17 protein-coding genes are annotated in these 19,536 nt (G+C 69.5%); 5 read left to right on the forward strand and 12 right to left on the reverse strand.

Annotated features, from left to right (window positions below; translation table 11 throughout):
* Positions 1-31 precede the first annotated feature (31 nt).
* The gene (locus AB4112_RS31290; RefSeq protein WP_309794878.1) at positions 32-1,480 is read left to right on the forward strand and encodes a catalase; all 1,449 of its coding nucleotides are present in this window, start codon (positions 32-34) and stop codon (positions 1,478-1,480) included.
* A 109-nt stretch (positions 1,481-1,589) separates the two neighbouring features.
* Here AB4112_RS31290 and AB4112_RS31295 read toward each other — a convergent pair whose 3' ends face one another.
* Positions 1,590-2,057, reverse strand: coding sequence for a GNAT family N-acetyltransferase (locus AB4112_RS31295; RefSeq protein ID WP_309794879.1), 468 nt, complete (start codon positions 2,055-2,057; stop codon positions 1,590-1,592).
* 144 nt (positions 2,058-2,201) lie between these two features.
* Between AB4112_RS31295 and AB4112_RS31300 the strand changes: the two genes are divergently transcribed.
* A complete protein-coding gene (locus AB4112_RS31300; protein ID WP_309794880.1) occupies positions 2,202-3,614 on the forward strand; it encodes an MFS transporter in 1,413 nt (470 codons plus the stop codon).
* Between the two features lie 15 nt (positions 3,615-3,629).
* Here AB4112_RS31300 and AB4112_RS31305 read toward each other — a convergent pair whose 3' ends face one another.
* Positions 3,630-4,172, reverse strand: coding sequence for a histidine phosphatase family protein (locus tag AB4112_RS31305; protein WP_309794881.1), 543 nt, complete (start codon positions 4,170-4,172; stop codon positions 3,630-3,632).
* 164 nt (positions 4,173-4,336) lie between these two features.
* Here AB4112_RS31305 and AB4112_RS31310 point away from each other — a divergent pair, with 164 nt between their 5' ends.
* The 3 genes from AB4112_RS31310 to AB4112_RS31320 all read left to right on the forward strand — a co-directional run bounded on the left by AB4112_RS31310 (position 4,337) and on the right by AB4112_RS31320 (position 7,153).
* Positions 4,337-4,768 (forward strand): hypothetical protein, encoded by a 432-nt coding sequence (locus AB4112_RS31310; protein WP_309794882.1) that lies wholly within the window; start codon positions 4,337-4,339, stop codon positions 4,766-4,768.
* 83 nt (positions 4,769-4,851) lie between these two features.
* Positions 4,852-6,231: an MFS transporter gene (locus AB4112_RS31315; RefSeq protein ID WP_441725493.1), complete on the forward strand. Its 1,380-nt coding sequence runs from the start codon at positions 4,852-4,854 to the stop codon at positions 6,229-6,231.
* A gap of 85 nt (positions 6,232-6,316) precedes the next feature.
* Positions 6,317-7,153 carry an FkbM family methyltransferase gene (locus AB4112_RS31320; protein WP_441725495.1) on the forward strand — a complete coding sequence of 279 codons (837 nt, stop codon included), beginning with the start codon at positions 6,317-6,319 and terminating at the stop codon, positions 7,151-7,153.
* 15 nt (positions 7,154-7,168) lie between these two features.
* On the opposite strand, the gene AB4112_RS31325 is transcribed toward AB4112_RS31320, so the two are convergent.
* The 10 genes from AB4112_RS31325 to carB all read right to left on the reverse strand — a co-directional run bounded on the left by AB4112_RS31325 (position 7,169) and on the right by carB (position 19,337).
* Positions 7,169-8,023, reverse strand: coding sequence for a sulfite oxidase heme-binding subunit YedZ (locus AB4112_RS31325; RefSeq protein ID WP_441725498.1), 855 nt, complete (start codon positions 8,021-8,023; stop codon positions 7,169-7,171).
* 245 nt (positions 8,024-8,268) lie between these two features.
* Positions 8,269-9,306, reverse strand: a complete 1,038-nt coding sequence (locus tag AB4112_RS31330) for an endonuclease/exonuclease/phosphatase family protein (RefSeq protein WP_441725500.1) — start codon at positions 9,304-9,306, stop codon at positions 8,269-8,271.
* 8 nt (positions 9,307-9,314) lie between these two features.
* Entirely contained in the window at positions 9,315-10,232 is a 918-nt protein-coding gene (locus AB4112_RS31335; RefSeq protein ID WP_441725503.1) for a sugar phosphate isomerase/epimerase family protein, read from the reverse strand.
* Positions 10,233-10,262: 30 nt separating this feature from the next.
* Positions 10,263-11,381 carry a sn-glycerol-3-phosphate ABC transporter ATP-binding protein UgpC gene (gene ugpC, locus AB4112_RS31340; protein WP_441725506.1) on the reverse strand — a complete coding sequence of 373 codons (1,119 nt, stop codon included), beginning with the start codon at positions 11,379-11,381 and terminating at the stop codon, positions 10,263-10,265.
* Between the two features lie 11 nt (positions 11,382-11,392).
* Positions 11,393-12,310: an ABC transporter permease subunit gene (locus AB4112_RS31345; RefSeq protein WP_441725509.1), complete on the reverse strand. Its 918-nt coding sequence runs from the start codon at positions 12,308-12,310 to the stop codon at positions 11,393-11,395.
* 11 nt (positions 12,311-12,321) lie between these two features.
* Positions 12,322-13,206 carry a carbohydrate ABC transporter permease gene (locus AB4112_RS31350; RefSeq protein ID WP_441725512.1) on the reverse strand — a complete coding sequence of 295 codons (885 nt, stop codon included), beginning with the start codon at positions 13,204-13,206 and terminating at the stop codon, positions 12,322-12,324.
* A gap of 159 nt (positions 13,207-13,365) precedes the next feature.
* Positions 13,366-14,718, reverse strand: coding sequence for an extracellular solute-binding protein (locus tag AB4112_RS31355; protein WP_441725514.1), 1,353 nt, complete (start codon positions 14,716-14,718; stop codon positions 13,366-13,368).
* Between the two features lie 195 nt (positions 14,719-14,913).
* Complete coding sequence (locus AB4112_RS31360) at positions 14,914-15,339, reverse strand: DUF3592 domain-containing protein (RefSeq protein WP_441725517.1); 426 nt, start codon at positions 15,337-15,339, stop codon at positions 14,914-14,916.
* A gap of 183 nt (positions 15,340-15,522) precedes the next feature.
* Entirely contained in the window at positions 15,523-15,996 is a 474-nt protein-coding gene (gene greA, locus AB4112_RS31365) for a transcription elongation factor GreA (protein ID WP_309794893.1), read from the reverse strand.
* 89 nt (positions 15,997-16,085) lie between these two features.
* Positions 16,086-19,337, reverse strand: a complete 3,252-nt coding sequence (carB, locus tag AB4112_RS31370; protein WP_441725522.1) for a carbamoyl-phosphate synthase large subunit — start codon at positions 19,335-19,337, stop codon at positions 16,086-16,088.
* Positions 19,338-19,536: the final 199 nt, after the last annotated feature.

The following is a 19,536-nucleotide window of genomic DNA, read 5'->3' on the forward strand; positions in this document are numbered from 1 at the left end:
GGCGGACATGCCGCCCGAACAGGAGCTCTTGATGACGACCCTCACCACCGCCTTCGGCGCCCCGGTCTCCGACAACCAGAATTCGCTGACGGCGGGGCCGCGCGGCCCGGTGCTGATCCAGGACTTCCACCTGATCGAGAAGCTCGCCCATTTCAACCGCGAGCGGATTCCGGAGCGGGTGGTGCATGCGAAGGGCGCCGGCGCCTACGGCACCTTCCGGGTCACTGCCGACGTCTCGCGCTGGACGTCGGCGAAGTTCCTGGCGCAAATCGGCAAGGAGACCGAGGTCTTCCTGCGCTTCTCGACCGTCGGCGGCGAGAAGGGGTCGGCCGACGCCGAGCGCGACCCGCGCGGCTTCGCGCTCAAACTCTACACCGAGGACGGCAACTACGACATCGTCGGCAACAACACTCCGATCTTCTTCATCCGCGACCCGCTGAAGTTCCCGGACTTCATCCACACCCAGAAGCGCAACCCCGCGACCAACCTCAAGGACGCGACGATGGTGTGGGACTTCGCCTCGCTGTCGCCGGAGGTGCTGCACCAGTTCACCATCCTGTTCAGCGACCGCGGCACGCCGCGCAGCTATCGCCACATGGACGGCTTCTCCAGCCACACCTTCAGCTGGATCAATGCGGGCGGTGAGCGAGTGTGGGTCAAGTACCACTTCAAGACCCGCCAGGGGATCGAGAACTTCACCGCCGACCAGGCGGCGAAGATGACCGGTATCGACCCCGACCACGCCACCCGCGACCTGTTCGCCTCGATCGAGGATGGCGATTTCCCGGCCTGGACGGTCTCGGTCCAGATCATGACCGAGGCGGAGGCCGAAGCCTTCCCGATCGATCCGTTCGACCTGACCAAGGTGTGGCCGCATGCCGGCCACCCGCTGATCGAGATCGGCGAGCTGGTGCTGAACCGCAACCCGCAGAATTACTTCGCCGAGGTCGAGCAGTCGGCCTTCAGCCCGGCCAATGTGGTGCCCGGCATCTCCTTCAGCCCGGACAAGATGCTGCAGGGGCGGCTGTTCGCCTATGGCGACGCGCATCGCTACCGCCTGGGCGGCAACCACGCCCTGCTGCCGGTGAACCGGCCGCACGCCACCACCGCCCAGAACTACCAGCGTGACGGCCAGATGCGGACCGACGACAACGGCAAGGGCGCGGTGCATTACGAGCCGAACAGCTTCGGCGGGCCGAAGCAGGACCCGGCGGCGGCCGAGCCGGCGCTGCCGCTGCGCGGCGCCGCCGACCGCTACGACCACCGCGTCGGCAATGACGATTACAGCCAGGCCGGGGACCTGTTCCGGCTGATGGATGACGGCGCCCGCACCCGGCTACTCGACAACATCGCCGGGTCGATGCGGACAGTGCCCGAGGCGATCCAGCGCCGCCAGATCGCGCATTTCGCCAAGGCCGATCCGGCCTATGGCGCTGGCGTGGCCGAGCGGCTGGGCCTGACGGTCGCGGCCGCGGCCTGATCCGACAGGACGGCGGCCGTTGCTCTGTGGGGCCGCCTGGACTGGCCCGTCATCCCGGGGAGTGGCAGCGATGCCGGCCCCGGGGTGACGGGTTTTTTCTTTGGGGGAATCAGGCGGGCGGCAGCAGCGTCTTCTCCATGAACACGCTGAGCGGGTCGGGGCCGTAGGCGCCGAACGGGCCGGTCTCGCGATAGCCGAAGCGGCGATACAGGCCGATCGCCTCGACCGACCGGATCCCGGTCTCCAGCCGCATCAGGCGGATGCCGTGGCCGATCGCATCCGCCTCGATCGCCTGCAGCAGCGCCCGTCCCAGGCCGGTGCCGCGCGCGCCGGCGATGACGAAGATCCGCTTCAGCTCGGCCGTGCCGTCACCGCCCGGCGCGTAGCCGCCGCAGCCCACCGCGCGGCCGGCGTCGCGGGCGACAAGGAAGCGGACCTCCAGCGCCAGCAGGGCGGCGATGCCGGGCCCCGGGCGGCTGTCTTCCGGGTAGCGGCCGGCCGAGCGTAGGTCGGCCTGCGCCAGCAGGTCCCGGATCTCGGCCTGGTCCGGGCTCTCCCGGCCGATGGTCGGTGTCATTCCTGATCTCCTTGGTTGGTTCGTCCGTGTGGCAAGCCGTCGCGGCGGCCCGGTCAACGCAGTCATGCAGGCCCAGGCGATCCGAGGCCGGCGCTGCCGTGGTATGTCCGACGAAATTCAAAGTCCCGTAGCCGAAGGTGGCAGATGCCCTTCGACGCTTCCCCGAAGCCCGTCGCGCCGGTCCGGCGCGGCGCCCTTCTCACTGCGCTCAGCCTGGGCCTGGTGGTGGTGCTGCTCGACGTCAGCATCGTCAATGTCGCGCTCGACCAGATCCGCGGCCTGATGGACGACGGCGTCGCCGGGCTGCAATGGGTGGTCAACGGCTACACCCTGGCCTTTGCCGGGCTGCTGCTGACCGGCGGCGCGCTGGGCGACCGCTTCGGCGCCCGGCGGCTCTATCTCGTCGGATTCGCCCTGTTCACTTTGGCGTCGCTGGGCTGCGGCCTGGCCCCGTCCGGCCCGGTGCTGATCGCGGCGCGGGTGGCGCAGGGGCTGGGGGCGGCGCTGCTGGTGCCCTGTTCGCTGACCCTGCTGACCCATGCCTATCACGATCCGCATGAGCGCGCGCGGGCGATCGGCATCTGGGGCGCGGTCGGCAGCATGGCGATGGTGGCCGGGCCGGTGGTCGGCGGGCTGCTGATCGCGCTGTTCGGCTGGCGCAGCATCTTCCTGGTCAACCTGCCGATCGGCCTGGTCGGGCTGTGGCTGACGCAGCGCTTCACCGTCGAGACCGAAGGCCGGCACAGCCGCGCCCTCGATCTTCCGGGCCAGATCCTGGCCATCGTCGGGCTGGTGGCGCTGACCGGCGCGATCATCGAAGGCGAACCGATGGGCTGGGCCAGCCCGGTCGTGCTGGGCGGGTTCGCCCTGTTCCTCACGGCCGGCGCCGCCTTCCTGTGGGTCGAGGCGCGCAGCCCGGCGCCGATGCTGCCGCTCGGCCTGTTCCGCCAGTCGACCTTCTCGGCCGCGTCCTTCATCGGCTTCCAGGTCAACATCGCCTTCTACGGCTCGCTGTTCCTGCTCAGCCTGTATTTCCAGGGGCCGCTCGGGATGTCGCCCCTGGTCACCGGCCTCGCCTTCGTGCCGATGACCGGGCTGACCGGGCTGATCAACATCGTCGCCGGGCGGATCGCGGCGCGCTGGGGCTCCCGGCTGCCGATCGTGACCGGCCTGGGCATCGGCACGGCCGGCTTCGCCGCCCTGGCGGTCGTGCTGACGCCGGCCTCGACCTATGGCGGCATCTGGTGGCCGCTGCTGGTCATCGGCTTCGGCATGGCGCTGGTGATACCGCCCCTGATCGCGGCAATGCTGGCGACGGTCGAACGCACCCGCGCCGGCGTCGCCTCCGGCGTGCTCAACGCGGTGCGCCAGACCGGCGGCGCGGTCGGCGTCGCCATGCTCGGGGCGATCAGCGGCGGCGGCGATTCCACCGCCGGCATGCGCGCGGCCATGCTGCTTTGCGCCGGCCTGCTGGCCCTTGCCATGATCGTCGGGCTGCTCGGCATCCGGCCGCCGCCCGGACCGCTGGCCGGGGGAGGACCGGAAGCCCTCCACTGACTGGTGCGGGCGGCGTCAGCCCTCGTCGCTCCACCATCGCTGGACCTGGCCGGCGGGGTCGATCCGGTACACATCCGGGTTGGTCAGCCCGGCCCAGGTGTCGAAGCCGCTGCGGCCGTCGAAGCTGTGCAGGATCAGCGCCAGCAGATTGCCATGGGTGACGACCGCCACCGGCCCGCCGGCATCGGCGGCCGCGGCATCGACGGCGGCGCGCCCTCGCGCCATCGCCTCGGCGCCGGATTCGCCGCCGGGCCAGCGCAGGCCGGGATCGGCGAAGGACTGGCGCAGGCGATCCCGCCAGTCCTCGGCGGGGTCGGCGGCCAGCACCCGCTCCGCCAATCGCTCGTCGATCCCGAGCGGCAGCCCGAGCCGCGCCGCCAGAGGAGCGGCGCTGTCGCGTGCACGGAGGAAGGGGCTGGAGACCACTCGTGCGATCGGCGTTGCGGCCAGACGGTCGCGCAGCCGCAGGGCCTGGGCGTGCCCTTCCTCGGTCAGCGGCGCCGCCGGCTCCTGCCCGGCCGCCCGGCAATGCCGGATCAGATAGATCCCGGATGTCATGGTCGCCGCTCCTCCCGCCTCCCATCCAGTGTAGCCCGCACCGCGCCCGCCACGGCGCCGCCATCTCTTCGCCGCAGGGCCGTGTTTCTCTCCATCCCTGCGCCCGGGCCGGGATCGTAATGGCCGCCGGATCGTTTCCGTCAGGGGCCGCTTCGGAGAGCCCTATGGTCAAGAGCAAGCCGCCGCTTCTCCGCGTGATCCAGGGCGGCCGGCAGGACGGTGACGCGGCGGCGGTCGACGCGCTGCTCGAGGCGCGGATCGAGACCCTGAAGCGGCGCCGGCCCGACCTGGCGGAGATCGACCTGACCAATGCCGACACGCTGGCCCCCGACGCCGTCCGCATGCTGTTCGCTCAGGTCCCCGGGGTGCCGGAGGCGGTGCAATGGCCGGTGGCGCTGGTCGAGGGAGAACGCAGCGCCGCCCTTGCCCTGCTGCGGGAGCGGATCGCGCGGCTGCAGCGGCAGCAGCCGGAGCAGGAGATCGACCCGGCCCGGCTCGACATCCTGCCGCGGGAGTTGCGCGACACCCTGCTGGCGCCACCGCTGGTGCAGACCGAGGATGGCTCGTTCCTGCTGTGGGATGACCCGTCTGCGTGACAGCGATGCGCCGATGGCCGGTCCCTGGCCGTCGTGACTCGTGCTAGGAACAAAGACCGAACGAATTCGAACGAGTCAACCGCATGCCCTTCGATGCATGTCCGGACCCTGGCACGCCGGCCCGGCGCGCCGCCCGGCTGACGGCCCTCAGCCTCGGCATCGTGGTGGTCCAGCTCGACGTCACCATCGTCAATGTCGCGCTCGACCAGATCCACGCGCTGATGCCGGGCGGCGTGGCCGGGCTGCAATGGGTGGTGAACGGTTACACCCTGGCCTTCGCCAGCCTGCTGCTGACCGGCGGCGCGCTGGGCGATCGCTTCGGCGCTCGGCGGCTGTACCTCGCCGGCTTCGCCCTGTTCACCCTGGCCTCCGCCGCCTGCGGCCTGGCGCCGTCCGGCACGGTGCTGATCGCGGCCCGGGTGGGGCAGGGGCTGGGCGCGGCGCTGCTGATGCCCTGTTCGTTGGCACTGCTGGCCCATGCCTATCACGACGCCGGCGAACGGATGCGGGCGATCGGCATCTGGGCCGGCGCCGGCGGCATGGCGATGGTGGCCGGGCCGGTTGTCGGCGGCGCCCTGGTGGCGCTGTTCGGCTGGCGCAGCATCTTCCTGGTCAACCTGCCGATCGGCGCGATCGGGATCTGGCTGACCCTGCGCTTCACCGTCGAGACCGAGGGCCGGCACAGCCGCGCCCTCGACATCCCCGGCCAGGTCCTGGCGGTGGTCGCGCTGGTGGCGCTGACCGGGTCGATCATCGAGGGCGCGCCGCTGGGCTGGACCCATCCGGCGGTGCTGGGCGGCCTGGCCCTGTTCCTGGTGGCCGGCGCCGGCTTCCTGGCGGTCGAGGCCCGAAGCCGGGTGCCGATGATGCCGCTCGGCCTTTTCCGCCACCCGGTGTTCTCGACCGTGTCGCTGATCGGCTTCCTGATGAATGCCGGCTTCTACGGCTCGACCTTCTTGCTCAGCCTCTACTTCCAGGGGCCGCTCGGCCTGTCGCCCTTCGTCACCGGCCTGGCCTTCGTGCCGATGACCGGGCTGATTGCGCTGATCAACGTCGTGGCCGGGCGGATCGCGGCGCAACGGGGCGCGCGGCTGCCGATGGTGTCGGGGCTGTGCCTGACCGTGGCCGGCTTCGGCGCGCTGGCCCTGGTGATGGGCCCGGCGACGGATTACGGCGCGATCTGGTGGACGCTGCTGATGATCGGCTGCGGCACGGCGCTGACGGTGCCGCCGATGACCGCGGCGCTGCTGGCCACGGTCGACCGCGCCCGCGCCGGCATCGCGTCGGGCGTGCTCAACGCGGTGCGCCAGACCGGTGGGGCCATCGGCGTCGCCGTGCTGGGCGCCATCGGCGGCGGCGGCGCCTCGATCGAAGGCATGCGGCTGGCGATGCTGCTCAGCGGCGGCGCGCTGCTGCTGGGCCTGGTCGCCGCGATCGTCTGGATCAGGCAGCCCGGCCAGTGATCGGCCGCGCCGGAGACCGCCGTCTCGGGCACCGGGTGCGACGCATCGCATCGGAACGATCGCCGGGGCCACCCGTTGGCCCCCCATGTCTCAGGAATCCAAGCCCGGCTCGGGCCACGCGCCGTTCGGCGCCTTCGCTCCGTCCCTTCCCCTTCGCCTGGTCGGTGCGGCCACGCGCGCTCTGCCGGAAAGCGAGTTCTGCCGCCGGGTCGCGGTGACGCTCCGGCCGCTCGGCATGATGGGCGGCGGCGCCATCGTCGACACCGAGATCCTCGGGTCCCGCATGCGGATCGACCTGTCGGACAATGTCTGCGAGAAGCGCGCGCTGTTCACGCCGCAATTCTTCGACACGGCCGAATTGCGGGCGCTGGCGGATGCCGCGACCGAGGATTTCGCCTTCGTCGACCTCGGGGCGAATGTCGGCCTCTACTCGCTGGCCGTCGCCAGGGCCGTGGGGCCGTCGGCCCGCATCCTGGCGGTCGAGCCGCAGCCCGACATCTTTCGCAGATTGTCGTTCAATCTCCACGTCAACGGCCTGACCGAAGTCCAGGCGGTGCGATGCGCGGTGTCCGACCACGGCGAGGAGACCGTGATGTTCGTGGATCGGGACAACAAGGGCGCCAGCAGCATCGTCGACTCCGGCGTCGATCGTCGCCCCAGGGTGGTCGTGCCCTGCAGGACGTTGGACACGCTGCTGGACGACGCCGGGATCCACCGGCCGGACGCCATCAAACTCGACATCGAAGGCGCCGAAGGCCGCGTTCTGACCCAGTTCTTCGGCGCCGCGGACGAGGACAGGTGGCCGCGGATGCTGATCGTCGAGACGCACCGCAACAAGACCTGCATCAAGCTGTGCCTGGCGCATGGCTATCGCCTGGCGCAGAAGACGCGGAGGAACGTGATTCTCCGGCGGCCGCGATAGCCGACCTCGGTCCGGCTAGGCCACGGCGCGGCGGCGGGCCGGGGATTTCTGCAGCCGGCGCAGCCCCGCCAGCAGGGTGACGGCCAGGCCCGCGCCCAGCACGATCCAGGCCGGGCGCGGGCCGAAGCCGAACATCAGGTTGGCGCGCAGCACCCGCATCGGGTCGATGCCGGTGAACAGCCCATACATCGCCGCCTCGCCGCCGGCCACCACCAGGGCGGCGACCACCGACAGCAGCACCAGCGACCACAGCGGCAGCGAGTCGCCGCGGCCGAAGCGGCGGTCCAGCACCCGCCATGCCAGTAGCCAGATGGTGAAGCCGGCCAGCATGGTCGGGATGGCGACATCGATCTTGGACTGCATCACCCCGTGGACCAGCCCCAGCACCACGATCGGGTAGATCAGCCGGTGCAGCCGCTGCCAGTTGCGGCCGCCCAGGCGCTTGATCATGGCGTCGGTCGAGGTGGCCAGCAGCGGCATCAGGCACAACAGCGCCACGAAGCCGATGGTGAGGTAGAGGCGCTTGACGATTTCCGACGCCACGAAACCCAGGTCGAAATGCTGGGTGACGATGTAGCCGGTGAGGTGGATCAGCACATAGGTGGCGGCGGCGACGCCGATCATGCGCCGCACCTGGATCAGCTGCGGCCAGCGCAGCACCCGCTTCAGCGGCGTCACCGCCAGGCCGATGACCAGCAGGTACAGCGTCCACAGCCCGATATTGCGCAGGAAGGTCTGCACCGGATCGGCGCCCAGGTCCCCGGCCAGCAGCCGCCCGCCATACCACAGGCCAGGCAGGAACAGCAGGGCGAAGACCACGGTCTTCAGCCAGGAAAAGCGGCCGCCGCGATCATGGAAAGGCCAACGCATCGGGTCCTCGGTGGGCTCGGTCGGGTCACGGCCACGCGGACAGAGATGCGCGGTCACTCCCTTATTCGCAAGCGCTGGCCGGGATGTTTCATGACATCGGGGTCATGTGAGCAGGGCTTCCCCCTTTCTGTCATTGCCGGGCTTGACCCGGCAATCCAGGGGCCACCAAGAGCCGCTCTGGCCGCCCCTGGATCCTCGGGTCAAGCCCGAGGATGACAGTTTGAAGGCGAGGATGCGGAACGGGATCAGGCGTCGGTGCTCGCTGCCTGCAGCCGTCCGATCACCGTTCCACCCACCGCCACCGTCGCCGCCACCACCTCGTGGTCGGAGATGGCTTGCCCCTCCGCGTCCACCGCCGCGATGGTCTCCGGCGCCTCGGCCTCGGCATTCCGGGTGAACAGCCAGTCCAGCTTGGCGAAGGGCGGCACGGGGGTGCCGTCCGGGCGGGTGCGCTGGGTCGGGCCGGGCGCGTTGCAGCGGCGCCAGTCGAAGCCGGCGTCGCGCAGCACCGCGAACAGCGGTTCGGCCCCAGTGGCGTCGAGCGGGCCCGGCGCTTCCGTCGTGTTGAAGTCACCGCCCAGCACCACCCCGGCGCCGGCCGGGACCAGCCGGTCGATCGCCGCCACCAGCCGCTCGGCCTGGCGGCCGCGGTCGACGGCGTCGCTGTGGCTTTCGAGATGGGCGGCCACCAGCCACAGCGGCCGCGGCGCATCCAGCCGGGCGGCCACCGCCATGCGCCCGCCCAGCCGGCGCTGGCTGCCGGTGCGGCCGGCGAACCAGGTGCCGCCGGCGTCCAGCGGGATGATCACCGGGTCGACCAGCCGGTGGCGGCTGAGGATGGCGTTGCCGTGCAGCCCGATGCGGTTGTCCTCGTCGGCATGCCATTCGCATTCGCGGGAATCGCCGAGGCCGAGCTCGACGAACTCCACGCCATAGGCCCAGCCCATGCCCAGCGCCTCGGCCAGGTCGCGCACCGTGTGCCGGTTGCCCGACCGGGCCATGCCGATGTCGGCCTCGGTCAGCAGCACCACATCGGCGCCGCGCAGCAGGGCGGCGGAGGGGGCGGCGTATTTCAGCCGCTCGGCGTTCCAGGCCGCCACGCGCAGCCGGCCGGGCAGGGGGGCGCTCTCATCCGGTCCCGGGCGGTGCTCCACGGCCGTCAGCGCCGGCACCTGGGCGGCGAAACGGTCATGCCAATCGTCCGGCGCCAGGGCGGCGTCGGCCAGCAGGATCGGGTCCGGGGCCGGCAGCACGCCGGCCCGCCTGGTGATGAGGTCCCGCATGATCCGGATCAGGCCGCCAGCGCCCGCTGGTTGCACAGCGCGGCGAGGCGCCGGGCGCGGGCCAGGCTCTCGGCCAGCTCGCCCTCGTAGCGGTCGGCGTTGAGCTCCAGGATCATGGTGGTGCCGGGCTGGAAGCGCAGCTCGGCGAAGATCTCCTCCCAGGGGATGTCGCCCCAGCCCAGCGGCAGGTGCAGGTCGCCGATGCCCAGCGCCACTGCCTCGGACGGCTCGTAGAACTTCGTCATGCTGTACGGCCGGCCGAAGCTGTCATGGACATGCAGGTGGCCGGTGGCCGAAGCCATGCTGCGGATCTGGCCGCGCCAGTCCAGGCCGCGGCGGGTGCATTCGATATAGGCGTGGCTGAAGTCGATCAGGGTGCACAAATTGGGGTGGTCGACGGCGCGTACCGTCTCCGCCACCTCGGCCGGGGTCTGGCGGTATTCGTGGTCGCCCATGGCGAAGATGTTCTCGAAGGCCAGGCGCACCCCGTAGCCGCGGGCGGTGTCGGCCAGCTCGGCCAGGGCCTGGCGCTCCAAATCGTCCAGCCGATCACGGCCGGCCTGGTCGGCCATCGGCGCCTGGCCGGCATGGTGCACCAGCACGGTGGCGCCGACCTGGTCGCACAGCTCCAGCATCGACCGCACCACCGCCTTCTGCAGGTCGAGATGCCGCTCGTCCATGAAGTTGGAGACGATCTGGCCATGCACGGTGTAGCGCAGGTCGTGGCGGCGGCAGATCTGCTCCAGCCGGTGCACCCGGTCGGGCAGCAGCCGGCCGCCGGCGATCAGGTCCTCGCCGTAGAGCGACAGCTCGGCCGCGTCGGCGCCGATCTCGTTCAGCTTGCCCAGGGCGGCGTCCAGCCGCGACAGGTCGCCCTTGCCGCTGACGCCGGTGGAGAAGCCGATGGCGGTGATGATGTCGGTCATGGTGGTCTCTCGCTCGGACGTTCTGGCGGTTCAGGCGGCGGTGGCGATGGCGGCGCGGCGGTCGGCCGACGGCTCGGCGTCGAGGCGCAGGCCGCTGGTCAGGTCGAAGAAGTGCAGCTGCGATGCCGGCAGGCGCAGGCCCACCGGCTGGCCCGGCGTATACTCCGCCTCGGCCCCGGTGGCGACGGCGAAGGACAGTCCGTCGATATCGGTGTGGACGACGCGGCCGGCCCCCAGCTCCTCGATGAAATCGACGGTGGCGACCAGCGCCTCGGGCACGTCGACCGGCACCAGCTCCACCGCCTCGGGCCGGATGCCCAGCGCGGCCGAGCGCTCAACGAAATCGCGGCCGGCAGCCGGGTCGATCGCGATATCCTTGTTGCTGTCGAAGCGGAACAGGCCGGGTTCGACGATGCGGCCCTCGATGAAGTTCATCGCCGGCGATCCGATGAAGCTGCCGACGAAGCGGGTGCGCGGGCGGTTGTAGATCTCGGCCGGGCGGCCGATCTGCTCGACCACGCCCTTGTTCATCACGATCAGCATGTCGGCCAGCGTCATCGCCTCGACCTGGTCGTGGGTGACGAACACCGAGGTGGCGCCCAGGCGGCGGTGCAGGCGGCGGATCTCGACCCGCATCTGTACCCGCAGCTTGGCATCCAGGTTGGACAGCGGCTCGTCGAACAGGAACACCTCCGGCTCGCGCACGATGGCGCGGCCCATGGCGACGCGTTGGCGCTGGCCGCCGGACAGGTGGGCCGGCTTGCGGTCGAGGAAGTCCTCCAGCCCCACCAGCTTCGCCACCTCGCGCACCTTGGCCAGGCGTTCGGCCTTCGGCACCCCGGCCACCTTCAGCGCATAGCCCATGTTCTGGGCCACGGTCATGTGCGGGTACAGGGCGTAGTTCTGGAACACCATGGCGCAGCCGCGCTCGCGCGGCTCCAGCTGGTTCACCACCCGGCCGCCGATGGCGATCTCGCCGGACGAGATCTCCTCCAGCCCGGCGATCATGCGCAAGAGGGTGGACTTGCCGCAGCCGGAGGGCCCGAGGATCACGGCGAAGGTGCCGGAGGGCAGGTCGAGGTCGACGCCATGCACCACCGGGGTCTTGCCGTAGCTCTTGCGGACGTCGCGGATGGCGATGTGGGCCATGGCAGGTCTCCTCACTTCTCGGTGGCGATCAGGCCGCGCACGAACCAGCGCTGCATCAGCGCGACCACCAGCAGCGGCGGCGCCATGACGATCAGGGTGCCGGCCATCACCACATGCCATTCCGGCAGCCCGCCGGTGACCGGGGGGATCAGGCGCTTCAGCTCGACCGCCGCGGTGCCGAAGGCCGGGTCGGTGGTGACCAGCAGCGGCCACAGGTACTGGTTCCAGCTGTAGACGAACAGGATCGCGGCCAGCGCCAGCATGTTGGTGCGCGACAGCGGCATCAGGATCTCGGCGAAGAACCGCATCGCCCCGGCGCCGTCCATCTTCGAGGCTTCCAGCAGCTCGTCCGGCACGGTCAGGAAGAACTGGCGGTACAGGAAGGTGCCGGTGGCCGTCGCCACCAGCGGCAGGATCAGGCCGGGGTAGGAGTTCAGCAGGTTCCACTCCAGGCTGACCTGGATGCCGGTGACCCAGGCGATCAGGGTCGACAGGCCGGTGGCGTCGAGGATGCTCTGGAACGGCGCCAGCACGTTGGCGGCCACCGCATAGGTCGGCACGATGCGGACCTCCAGCGGCAGCATCAGGGTGGTGAAGATCAGCCAGAAGGCCAGCATCCGGGCGCGGTAGCGGAAGAACACGATGGAGAAGGCGGTCAGCGCCGCCAGGGCGATCTTGCCGGCGGTGACGCCGACCGAGACGATCAGGCTGTTGATCAACGACCGGCCGAAATCGCCGCGGCCCCAGGCCTCGGCCAGGTTGTCGAGCAGATGGGTGCCGGGGATCAGGCTCATCGGCACCTGATTCACGTCCCGCAAATCCTTGGTCGCGGCCACCACCACGATGACGAAGGGCAGCAGCACCAGCAGCAGGCCGGCGATCAGGATCAGGTGGGTGACCGCGTTCAGGATGGGGGTGCGTTCGATCATCGCCGCCTCCGTCAGCCGTAATGCACGCGCCGTTCGACCCAGCGGAACTGGACGAAGGTCAGGCCCATGACCAACAGCATCAGCACGATGCTCTGGGCGGCGGCGCCGGAGTAGTCGAGGCCTTTGAAGCCGTCGAAATAGATCTTGTAGACCATGACCTCGGTGCCCTTGGCCGGGCCGCCCTGGGTCATGATGTCGACGATGCCGAAGCTGTCGGTGAAGCTGCCGGTGAGGTTGATCACCATCAGGAAGAACAGGGTCGGGGCGATCAGCGGCAGCTGGATGTCGACCATGCGGCGCAGGGCGCCCGACCCGTCCATGGCGCTGGCCTCGATCAGGCTCTTTGGGATCGACTGCAGGCCGGCCAGGAAGAAGATGAAGTTGTAGCCGATCCAGATCCAGGCATGGCACAGCACCACCATGATCAACGCCTGGGGACCGTTCAGCAGCGGGTCCCACAGCCCGGGCCACAGCGCGTTCAGCGCGCCGATCATCCCGCTGTCGGGCGAGAAGATGAAGCGGAAGGCGACGGCGGCGGCCGGGGCCGCGATGGCATAGGGCCACACGAAGATCGAGCGGTAGGCGCGGAAGCCGCGCAGCTGGCGGTCGACGAACAGCGCCAGCAGCAGGGCGCCGCCCATGGCGATGCCGGTGGCCAGCACGGCGTAGGCGAAGCTGACGCCGATCGAGTTCCAATAGGCGCCGTCGCTGAAGATGGCCTCGAAATTCCCCAGCCCGACCCACTGGTTGCCGCCGCCCCAGGGCTGCTCCAGCGTGAAGGCCCAGTACAGCGCCTGGGCGGTGGGCCAGTAGAAGAACAGGAACACCAGCAGCAGCTGCGGCGCGATCAGCAGCCAGGCCAGGCCCCGATTCCTGAAGAAGGCACGTTTTTCCATCGGATCCGATCTGGAGGCTTGGCAGCGGGGCATTCGCCCTGGCTGTCATCCCCGCGGAAGCGGGGATCTCTTCGGCGACTATCGGGAAGAGAACCCGGGTCTGCGGTGCAGCACTGCCGTGCCGCACGGCGCCCGGGATGACGACCCGGAGAATGGGCCTTAGAGCAGCTGCTTGCCGTTGTAGGTCTTCTCGAAGCGGCGCAGCACCGCGTTGCCGCGCTCCACCGCCTGGTCGAGGCCTTCCTGGACCGAGACCTTGCCGGCGATGATCGCCTGCAGCGCGTCCTGCACCTCCTTGCGGACCTGCACGTAGCCGCCGAGGCGGATGCCACGCGAGACCGGGGTGGTCGGGGTGAAGGTCAAGCTTTCGATCGCCACTTCGCGGCCCTTGTAGGGCGCCTTGTCGTAGAAGCCGGCCGCCTTCATCGCCTGGAAGCCGGAATTGGTCACCGGGATGTAGCCGGTGACGGTCGACCACCACTCCACCGAGGAGGGCTGGGCGAGGAAGTTCAGGAACGCCGCGGCGCCCTTGTATTCACCCTCGGACTTGCCGGCGAGGACCCACAGCGAGGCGCCGCCGACCAGGGAGTTCTTGCGCTCGGTGCCGGCCCAGACCGGCAGCTTGGCCACGTCCCAATGCATGTCGGGCTTGGCCAGCTTGCCGATGGTGCCGTGGTCGCCGACCGAGGTCTGGATCATCTGGCAGGCGCCCGAGGAGAAGCTGTCGACGACGTCCTGGGTGTCCTGCACGCCGCCCTTGGCCTTCAGGACGAAGATGCCTTCGTCGTACATCTTCTTGATAAAGGTGACCTGGTCGACGAACTTGGTCTTGTTGAACACCAGCTCGGCGTCCAGCCCGTCATAGCCGTTGTTCTTGCTGGCGATCGGCTGGTTGTGGATGGCCGAGAACTGCTCGAGGTTGGTCCAGGGGTCGAAGTTGAAGGCGAAGGGGCAGTCGTAGCCGGCGGCCTTCAGCTGGCGCGACGCCTGCTCGACGTCCTCCCAGGTCTCCGGCGCCTTGTCGCGGCCGATCTTGGCGAAGGCGTCCTTGTTCCAGTAGAACAGCGCCGTCGAGGAGTTGAAGGGGAACGACATCAGCTCGCCCTTCGACGTCGCATAATAGTTCGCGATGCCGCCGAAATAGTCGTCCCACTTGATGGCGTAGCCGTTGTCGGCCATCAGCTTGCGGGCCGGGACGAAGGCGCCCGACAGCATCAGGTCCAGCGTGCCGGCGTCGAACACCTGCACCACGGTCGGCTGCTTCTGGGCGCGGTAGGCGGCGATGGCGTTCTGCACCGTGTTCGGGTAGCCGCCCTGGCCGACGCAGACCGCCTGGTAGTCGGGCTGGCTGTCGTTGAAGCGCTTGCAGGTCTCCTGCACCCGCTGCTCCAGGTCGCCGGTCAGCCCGTACCAGAATTCGAATTTGGTGCGCTCGGCCTGGGCCGGCTGCGCAAACACCGCGGCGGCAGCCAGCGCGAACGCGGCCGCCGACAGCTTGGTCACGACGGTCATCCTGATCTCCCCTGTGGTCGCCGTGCATGTCCGCGACGATGGCGACGGGGGCGATCCCTACGCGGGGATGATGACGGTTCGATTTAACATCGGTATCGCCTGGATGACATCTGGCAGCCGGGTGGGCGCAGACAAATTCTGCTGTCCGAGCAAGGGATTAGACAATGGGCCGATAGGTCGGTGCCGGTCGTGGTCCTAGCGTTGCGCCGGGCGGCCGCGGCCGATCAGGATGTTTCCCACCAGCGACAGCACGGCGCCCATCACCAGGAAGACGCCGAAGATGACGGCGAACAGGCCGGGCAGGAACCAGCGGCCGGCGAAGCCGTCGACCGCCGCGTCGCTCGGGTCGGCAGGGTCGTAGGCCACCGCCAGATGGTCGCCGCGGGCGAAGCTGGTGCTCCTCACCGGGCTGCGGAACTGCATCGTGGTGCCCTGGCTGGTGGTGAATTCCACCTCCGGCCCGTTGTCGAAGCCGATGATGACGCCGTCGGCCTGCGCCTGCCGGTTGCTGCGCAGTTCCAGCAGGCCCAGCACGCCGGCCCCGATCAGCCCGAGCAGCCCCAGCCCCAGGAACACCAGGCCGACGATCGGCAAAGCCCGCACCCCGGTCACCCGCGCCATGGCCATGGCCCTCCCCCCGACCGGGCCAGCGGCTGCCAGCAACGCCGAGGCCCCACCTGCCAGGATCGGGATCGCGGGGCCGGATGACAATCCCCTAAGATCCGGGAGGTCGGCAGGCGTCCGGAACGCAAACGGCCCTGCCAGGGACAGGGCCGTTTGTGGCGTCCGGTCGGACCGATGTGGTCAGACGAACTGGACGGTGACGATCTCGTAGCTCTTGGAGCCGCCGGGCGTGGTCACCTCGACCTGGTCACCCTCGGACTTGCCGATCAGCGACCGCGCCAGGGGCGCCGTGATCGAAAGCCGGCCTTCCTTGATGTCGGACTCGTCCTGTCCGACGATCTGGTAGGTGATCTCTTCCTCGGTGTCCTCGTCGGCCAGGGTCACGGTGGCGCCGAACTTGACGGTGTCGCCGGACAGCTTGGACGTGTCGATGATCTCGGCCCGGCTGATCCGGTCCTCGAGTTCCATCACCCGGCCTTCGATGAAGCTCTGGCGCTCCCGCGCCGCGTGGTATTCCGCGTTCTCGGACAGGTCACCATGCTCGCGCGCCTCGGCGATCGCCTTGATCACCTCGGGTCGTGCCACGCTCTTCAGATGCTTCAATTCTTCCTGCAGGCGGTTGAACCCCCCCGCGGTCATCGGCACCTTTTCCATCGTGCTCCAGTCCCAAAAAGCCAATAAACATTACAGCCGGCGTCACGGACGCCGGTCCATCAGACCTGCTCGTATCCCTGCCCCCGGTGCTACCGCGCCGAACCTAGGTAGGATTGCAGCGGGGCGACTTCAAGCGCCCCGGCCTTCAGCGCGGCGATCGCCTCCACAGTCGCGCGCGCCCCGGCCACGGTCGTCGAGTAGGGAATGTTATTGACCAGCGCGGCGCGGCGCAAGCCGAAGCTGTCCCGCACGGTCTGGGCGCCGTCGGTGGTGTTGAACACCAGCTGCACCTCGCCGTTCAGGATGGCGTCGACGATGTGCGGCTGGCCCTCCATCACCTTGTTGATGCGCCGGACCTTGAGGCCGCCCTGCTCCAGCGCCGTGGCGGTGCCGCTCGACGCCAGGATCTCGAAGCCCAGCTCGGCGATGCGCCGGGCGATGGCGACGATCGCCGCCTTGTCGCGGTCTTTGACCGAGATGAAGACGGTGCCGGCCAGCGGCACCTTCTGGTTGGCGCCCAGCTGGCTCTTGGCGAAGGCGCGGCCGAAGTCGCGGTCCAGGCCCATGACCTCACCGGTCGACTTCATCTCCGGCCCCAGGATCACGTCGACGCCGGGGAAGCGGTTGAACGGGAACACCGCTTCCTTCACCGCGGTGTAGGGCGGGTTCGGGCCGCGCAGGGTGAAGTCGGCCAGCTTCTCGCCGGCCATCACCCGGGCCGCGATCTTGGCGATCGGCGTGCCGGTCGCCTTGGCCACGAAGGGCACGGTGCGGCTGGCGCGCGGGTTGACCTCGATGACGTAGACCTCGTTGTCCTTGACCGCGAACTGGGTGTTCATCAGGCCGATGACGCCGAGCGCGTCGGCCAGCACCTTGGTCTGGCGCTCGATCTCGCGCACCACGAAGGCGGGCAGGGAATAGGGCGGCAGGGCGCAGGCGCTGTCGCCGGAATGGATCCCGGCCTCCTCGATATGCTCCATGATGCCGGCGACATAGACCTCGGTGCCGTCGCGCACCGCGTCGACATCGACCTCGATCGCGTCCTGCAGGTAGCGGTCGACCAGCACCGGGTTGCGGCCGGAGACCTTGACCGCGGTGGTGATGTAGCGGCGGAAGCCCTGCAGGTCGTGGACGATCTCCATGCCCCGGCCGCCCAGCACGTAGGACGGGCGCATCAGGCAGGGGAAGCCGATCTCCTGGGCGATCGCCTCGGCCTCCTCGACCGACCGGGCGATGCCGCTCTGCGGCTGGCGCAGGCCCAGCTGGTCCAGCAGGTCGCGGAAGCGCTCGCGGTCTTCGGCCAGGTCGATCGCATCCTTCGGCGTGCCCAGGATCGGGATGCCGGCGGCGGTCAGGTCATGCGCCAGCTTCAGCGGCGTCTGGCCGCCGAACTGGACGATCACGCCCTTGACCGTGCCGCGGCGCTGCTCGACCCGGATCAGCTCGATCACGTCCTCGGCGGTCAGCGGCTCGAAATACAGCCGGTCCGAGGTGTCGTAGTCGGTCGACACCGTCTCCGGGTTGCAGTTGACCATGATGGTCTCGTAGCCGGCCTCCTTCAGCGCATAGGCGGCGTGGACGCAGCAATAGTCGAACTCGATGCCCTGGCCGATCCGGTTCGGACCGCCGCCGAGGATGACGATCTTCTCGCGGCCGGTCGGGTCGGATTCGCACTCGCCGGCGTCGAAGCCGGCCTCATGCGTCGAATACATGTAGGGGGTGGCCGAGGCGAACTCGCCGGCGCAGGTGTCGATCCGCTTGTAGACCGGCACCACGCCCAGGCCGCGGCGGGCGGCGCTGGCCTCGGCCTCGCTGACATCCGCCAGCTTGGCCAGCCGGGCGTCGGAGAAGCCCTGCCGCTTCAACCGGGCGAAGCCCTGGGCGTCCTCGGGCAGGCCATAGCGCCGGACCTCCTCTTCCGCCGCGACGATCTTCTCGATCTCGCGCAGGAACCAGGGGTCGAACTTGCAGGCGGCGCGGATCTCCTCGACTCCGAGGCCGAGGCGCATGGCCTGGGCGATCACCAGCAGCCGGTCATGGGTCGGGCGCGACAGGGCGGCGCGCACCACCTGCAGGTCCGGCGCGTCCATGGTGACGCCGGGGATCTCGATCTCGTCCAGCCCGGTCAGCCCGGTCTCCATCGACCGCAGCGCCTTCTGCAGCGCCTCGGCGAAGTTGCGGCCGATCGACATCGCCTCGCCCACCGACTTCATGCTGGTGGTCAGGGTCGGCTCGGCGCCCGGGAACTTCTCGAAGGTGAAGCGCGGCATCTTGACGACGACATAGTCGATCGTCGGTTCGAAGCTGGCCGGCGTCACCTGGGTGATGTCGTTGACCAGCTCGTCCAGGGTGTAGCCGACCGCCAGCTTGGCCGCGACCTTGGCGATCGGGAAGCCGGTCGCCTTCGACGCCAGGGCCGAGGACCGGCTGACCCGCGGGTTCATCTCGATCACGACCATGCGGCCGGTCTCGGGGTCGACCGCGAACTGCACGTTCGACCCGCCGGTGTCGACGCCGATCGCGCGCAGCACCGCGATCGAGGCGTCGCGCATCAGCTGGTATTCCTTGTCCGACAGGGTCAGCGCCGGCGCGACGGTGACGCTGTCGCCGGTGTGGATGCCCATCGGATCGATGTTCTCGATCGAGCAGATGATGATGCAGTTGTCCGCGCGGTCGCGGACCACCTCCATCTCATACTCCTTCCAACCCAGGACCGATTCCTCGATCAGCACCTCGCGGGTCGGGCTGGCGGCGAGGCCGGAGCGCACGATCTCCTCGAACTCGACCCGGTTGTAGGCGATGCCGCCGCCGGTGCCGCCCAGGGTGAAGGACGGGCGGATGATCGCCGGCAGCCCGACCTCGGGCAGCGCGTCGATCGCCTCGGACAGCGAATGGACCACCACGCTCTTCGGCGATTCCAGGCCGATCGCCTCCATGGTCTCGCGGAACTTGGCGCGGTCCTCGGCCTTCTCGATGCTGTCGCGCTTGGCTCCGATCAGCTCGATCCCCAGCCGCTCCAGCGTGCCGTCATCGGCCAGCGCCATGGCGGTGTTCAGCGCGGTCTGCCCGCCCATGGTCGGCAGCAGCGCGTCCGGCCGCTCGGCCTCGAGGATGCGGGTGACGAATTCCGGGGTGATCGGCTCGATATAGGTCGCGTCCGCCAGCTCCGGATCGGTCATGATCGTCGCCGGGTTGGAATTGACCAGGATGACGCGGTAGCCTTCCTGCTTCAGCGCCTTGCAGGCCTGGGCCCCGGAATAGTCGAATTCGCAGGCCTGGCCGATGACGATCGGTCCGGCGCCGATGATGCAGATCGAGCGGATGTCGGTGCGCTTGGGCATGGGGGCGGCCTGCAAGGTACGGAGGGGCACGCTCCAGAAGGAGCGCGCTCTTATAAGGAAGGATCGCGCCCGGGGAAAGCCCTGGGGGTGGTGGGGTGGCGCAGGGCAGGGGCGACCGCACGTCATCTACCACGATCCGCCCCCCTGGCGAAGCCGGGTCGCCGGGACCATTTCCACCGGGACTCAGTGGGAGGGCAGG

This window comes from Inquilinus sp. 2KB_23 (genome assembly GCF_052115705.1).
Taxonomy (GTDB): domain Bacteria; phylum Pseudomonadota; class Alphaproteobacteria; order DSM-16000; family Inquilinaceae; genus Inquilinus; species Inquilinus ginsengisoli_A.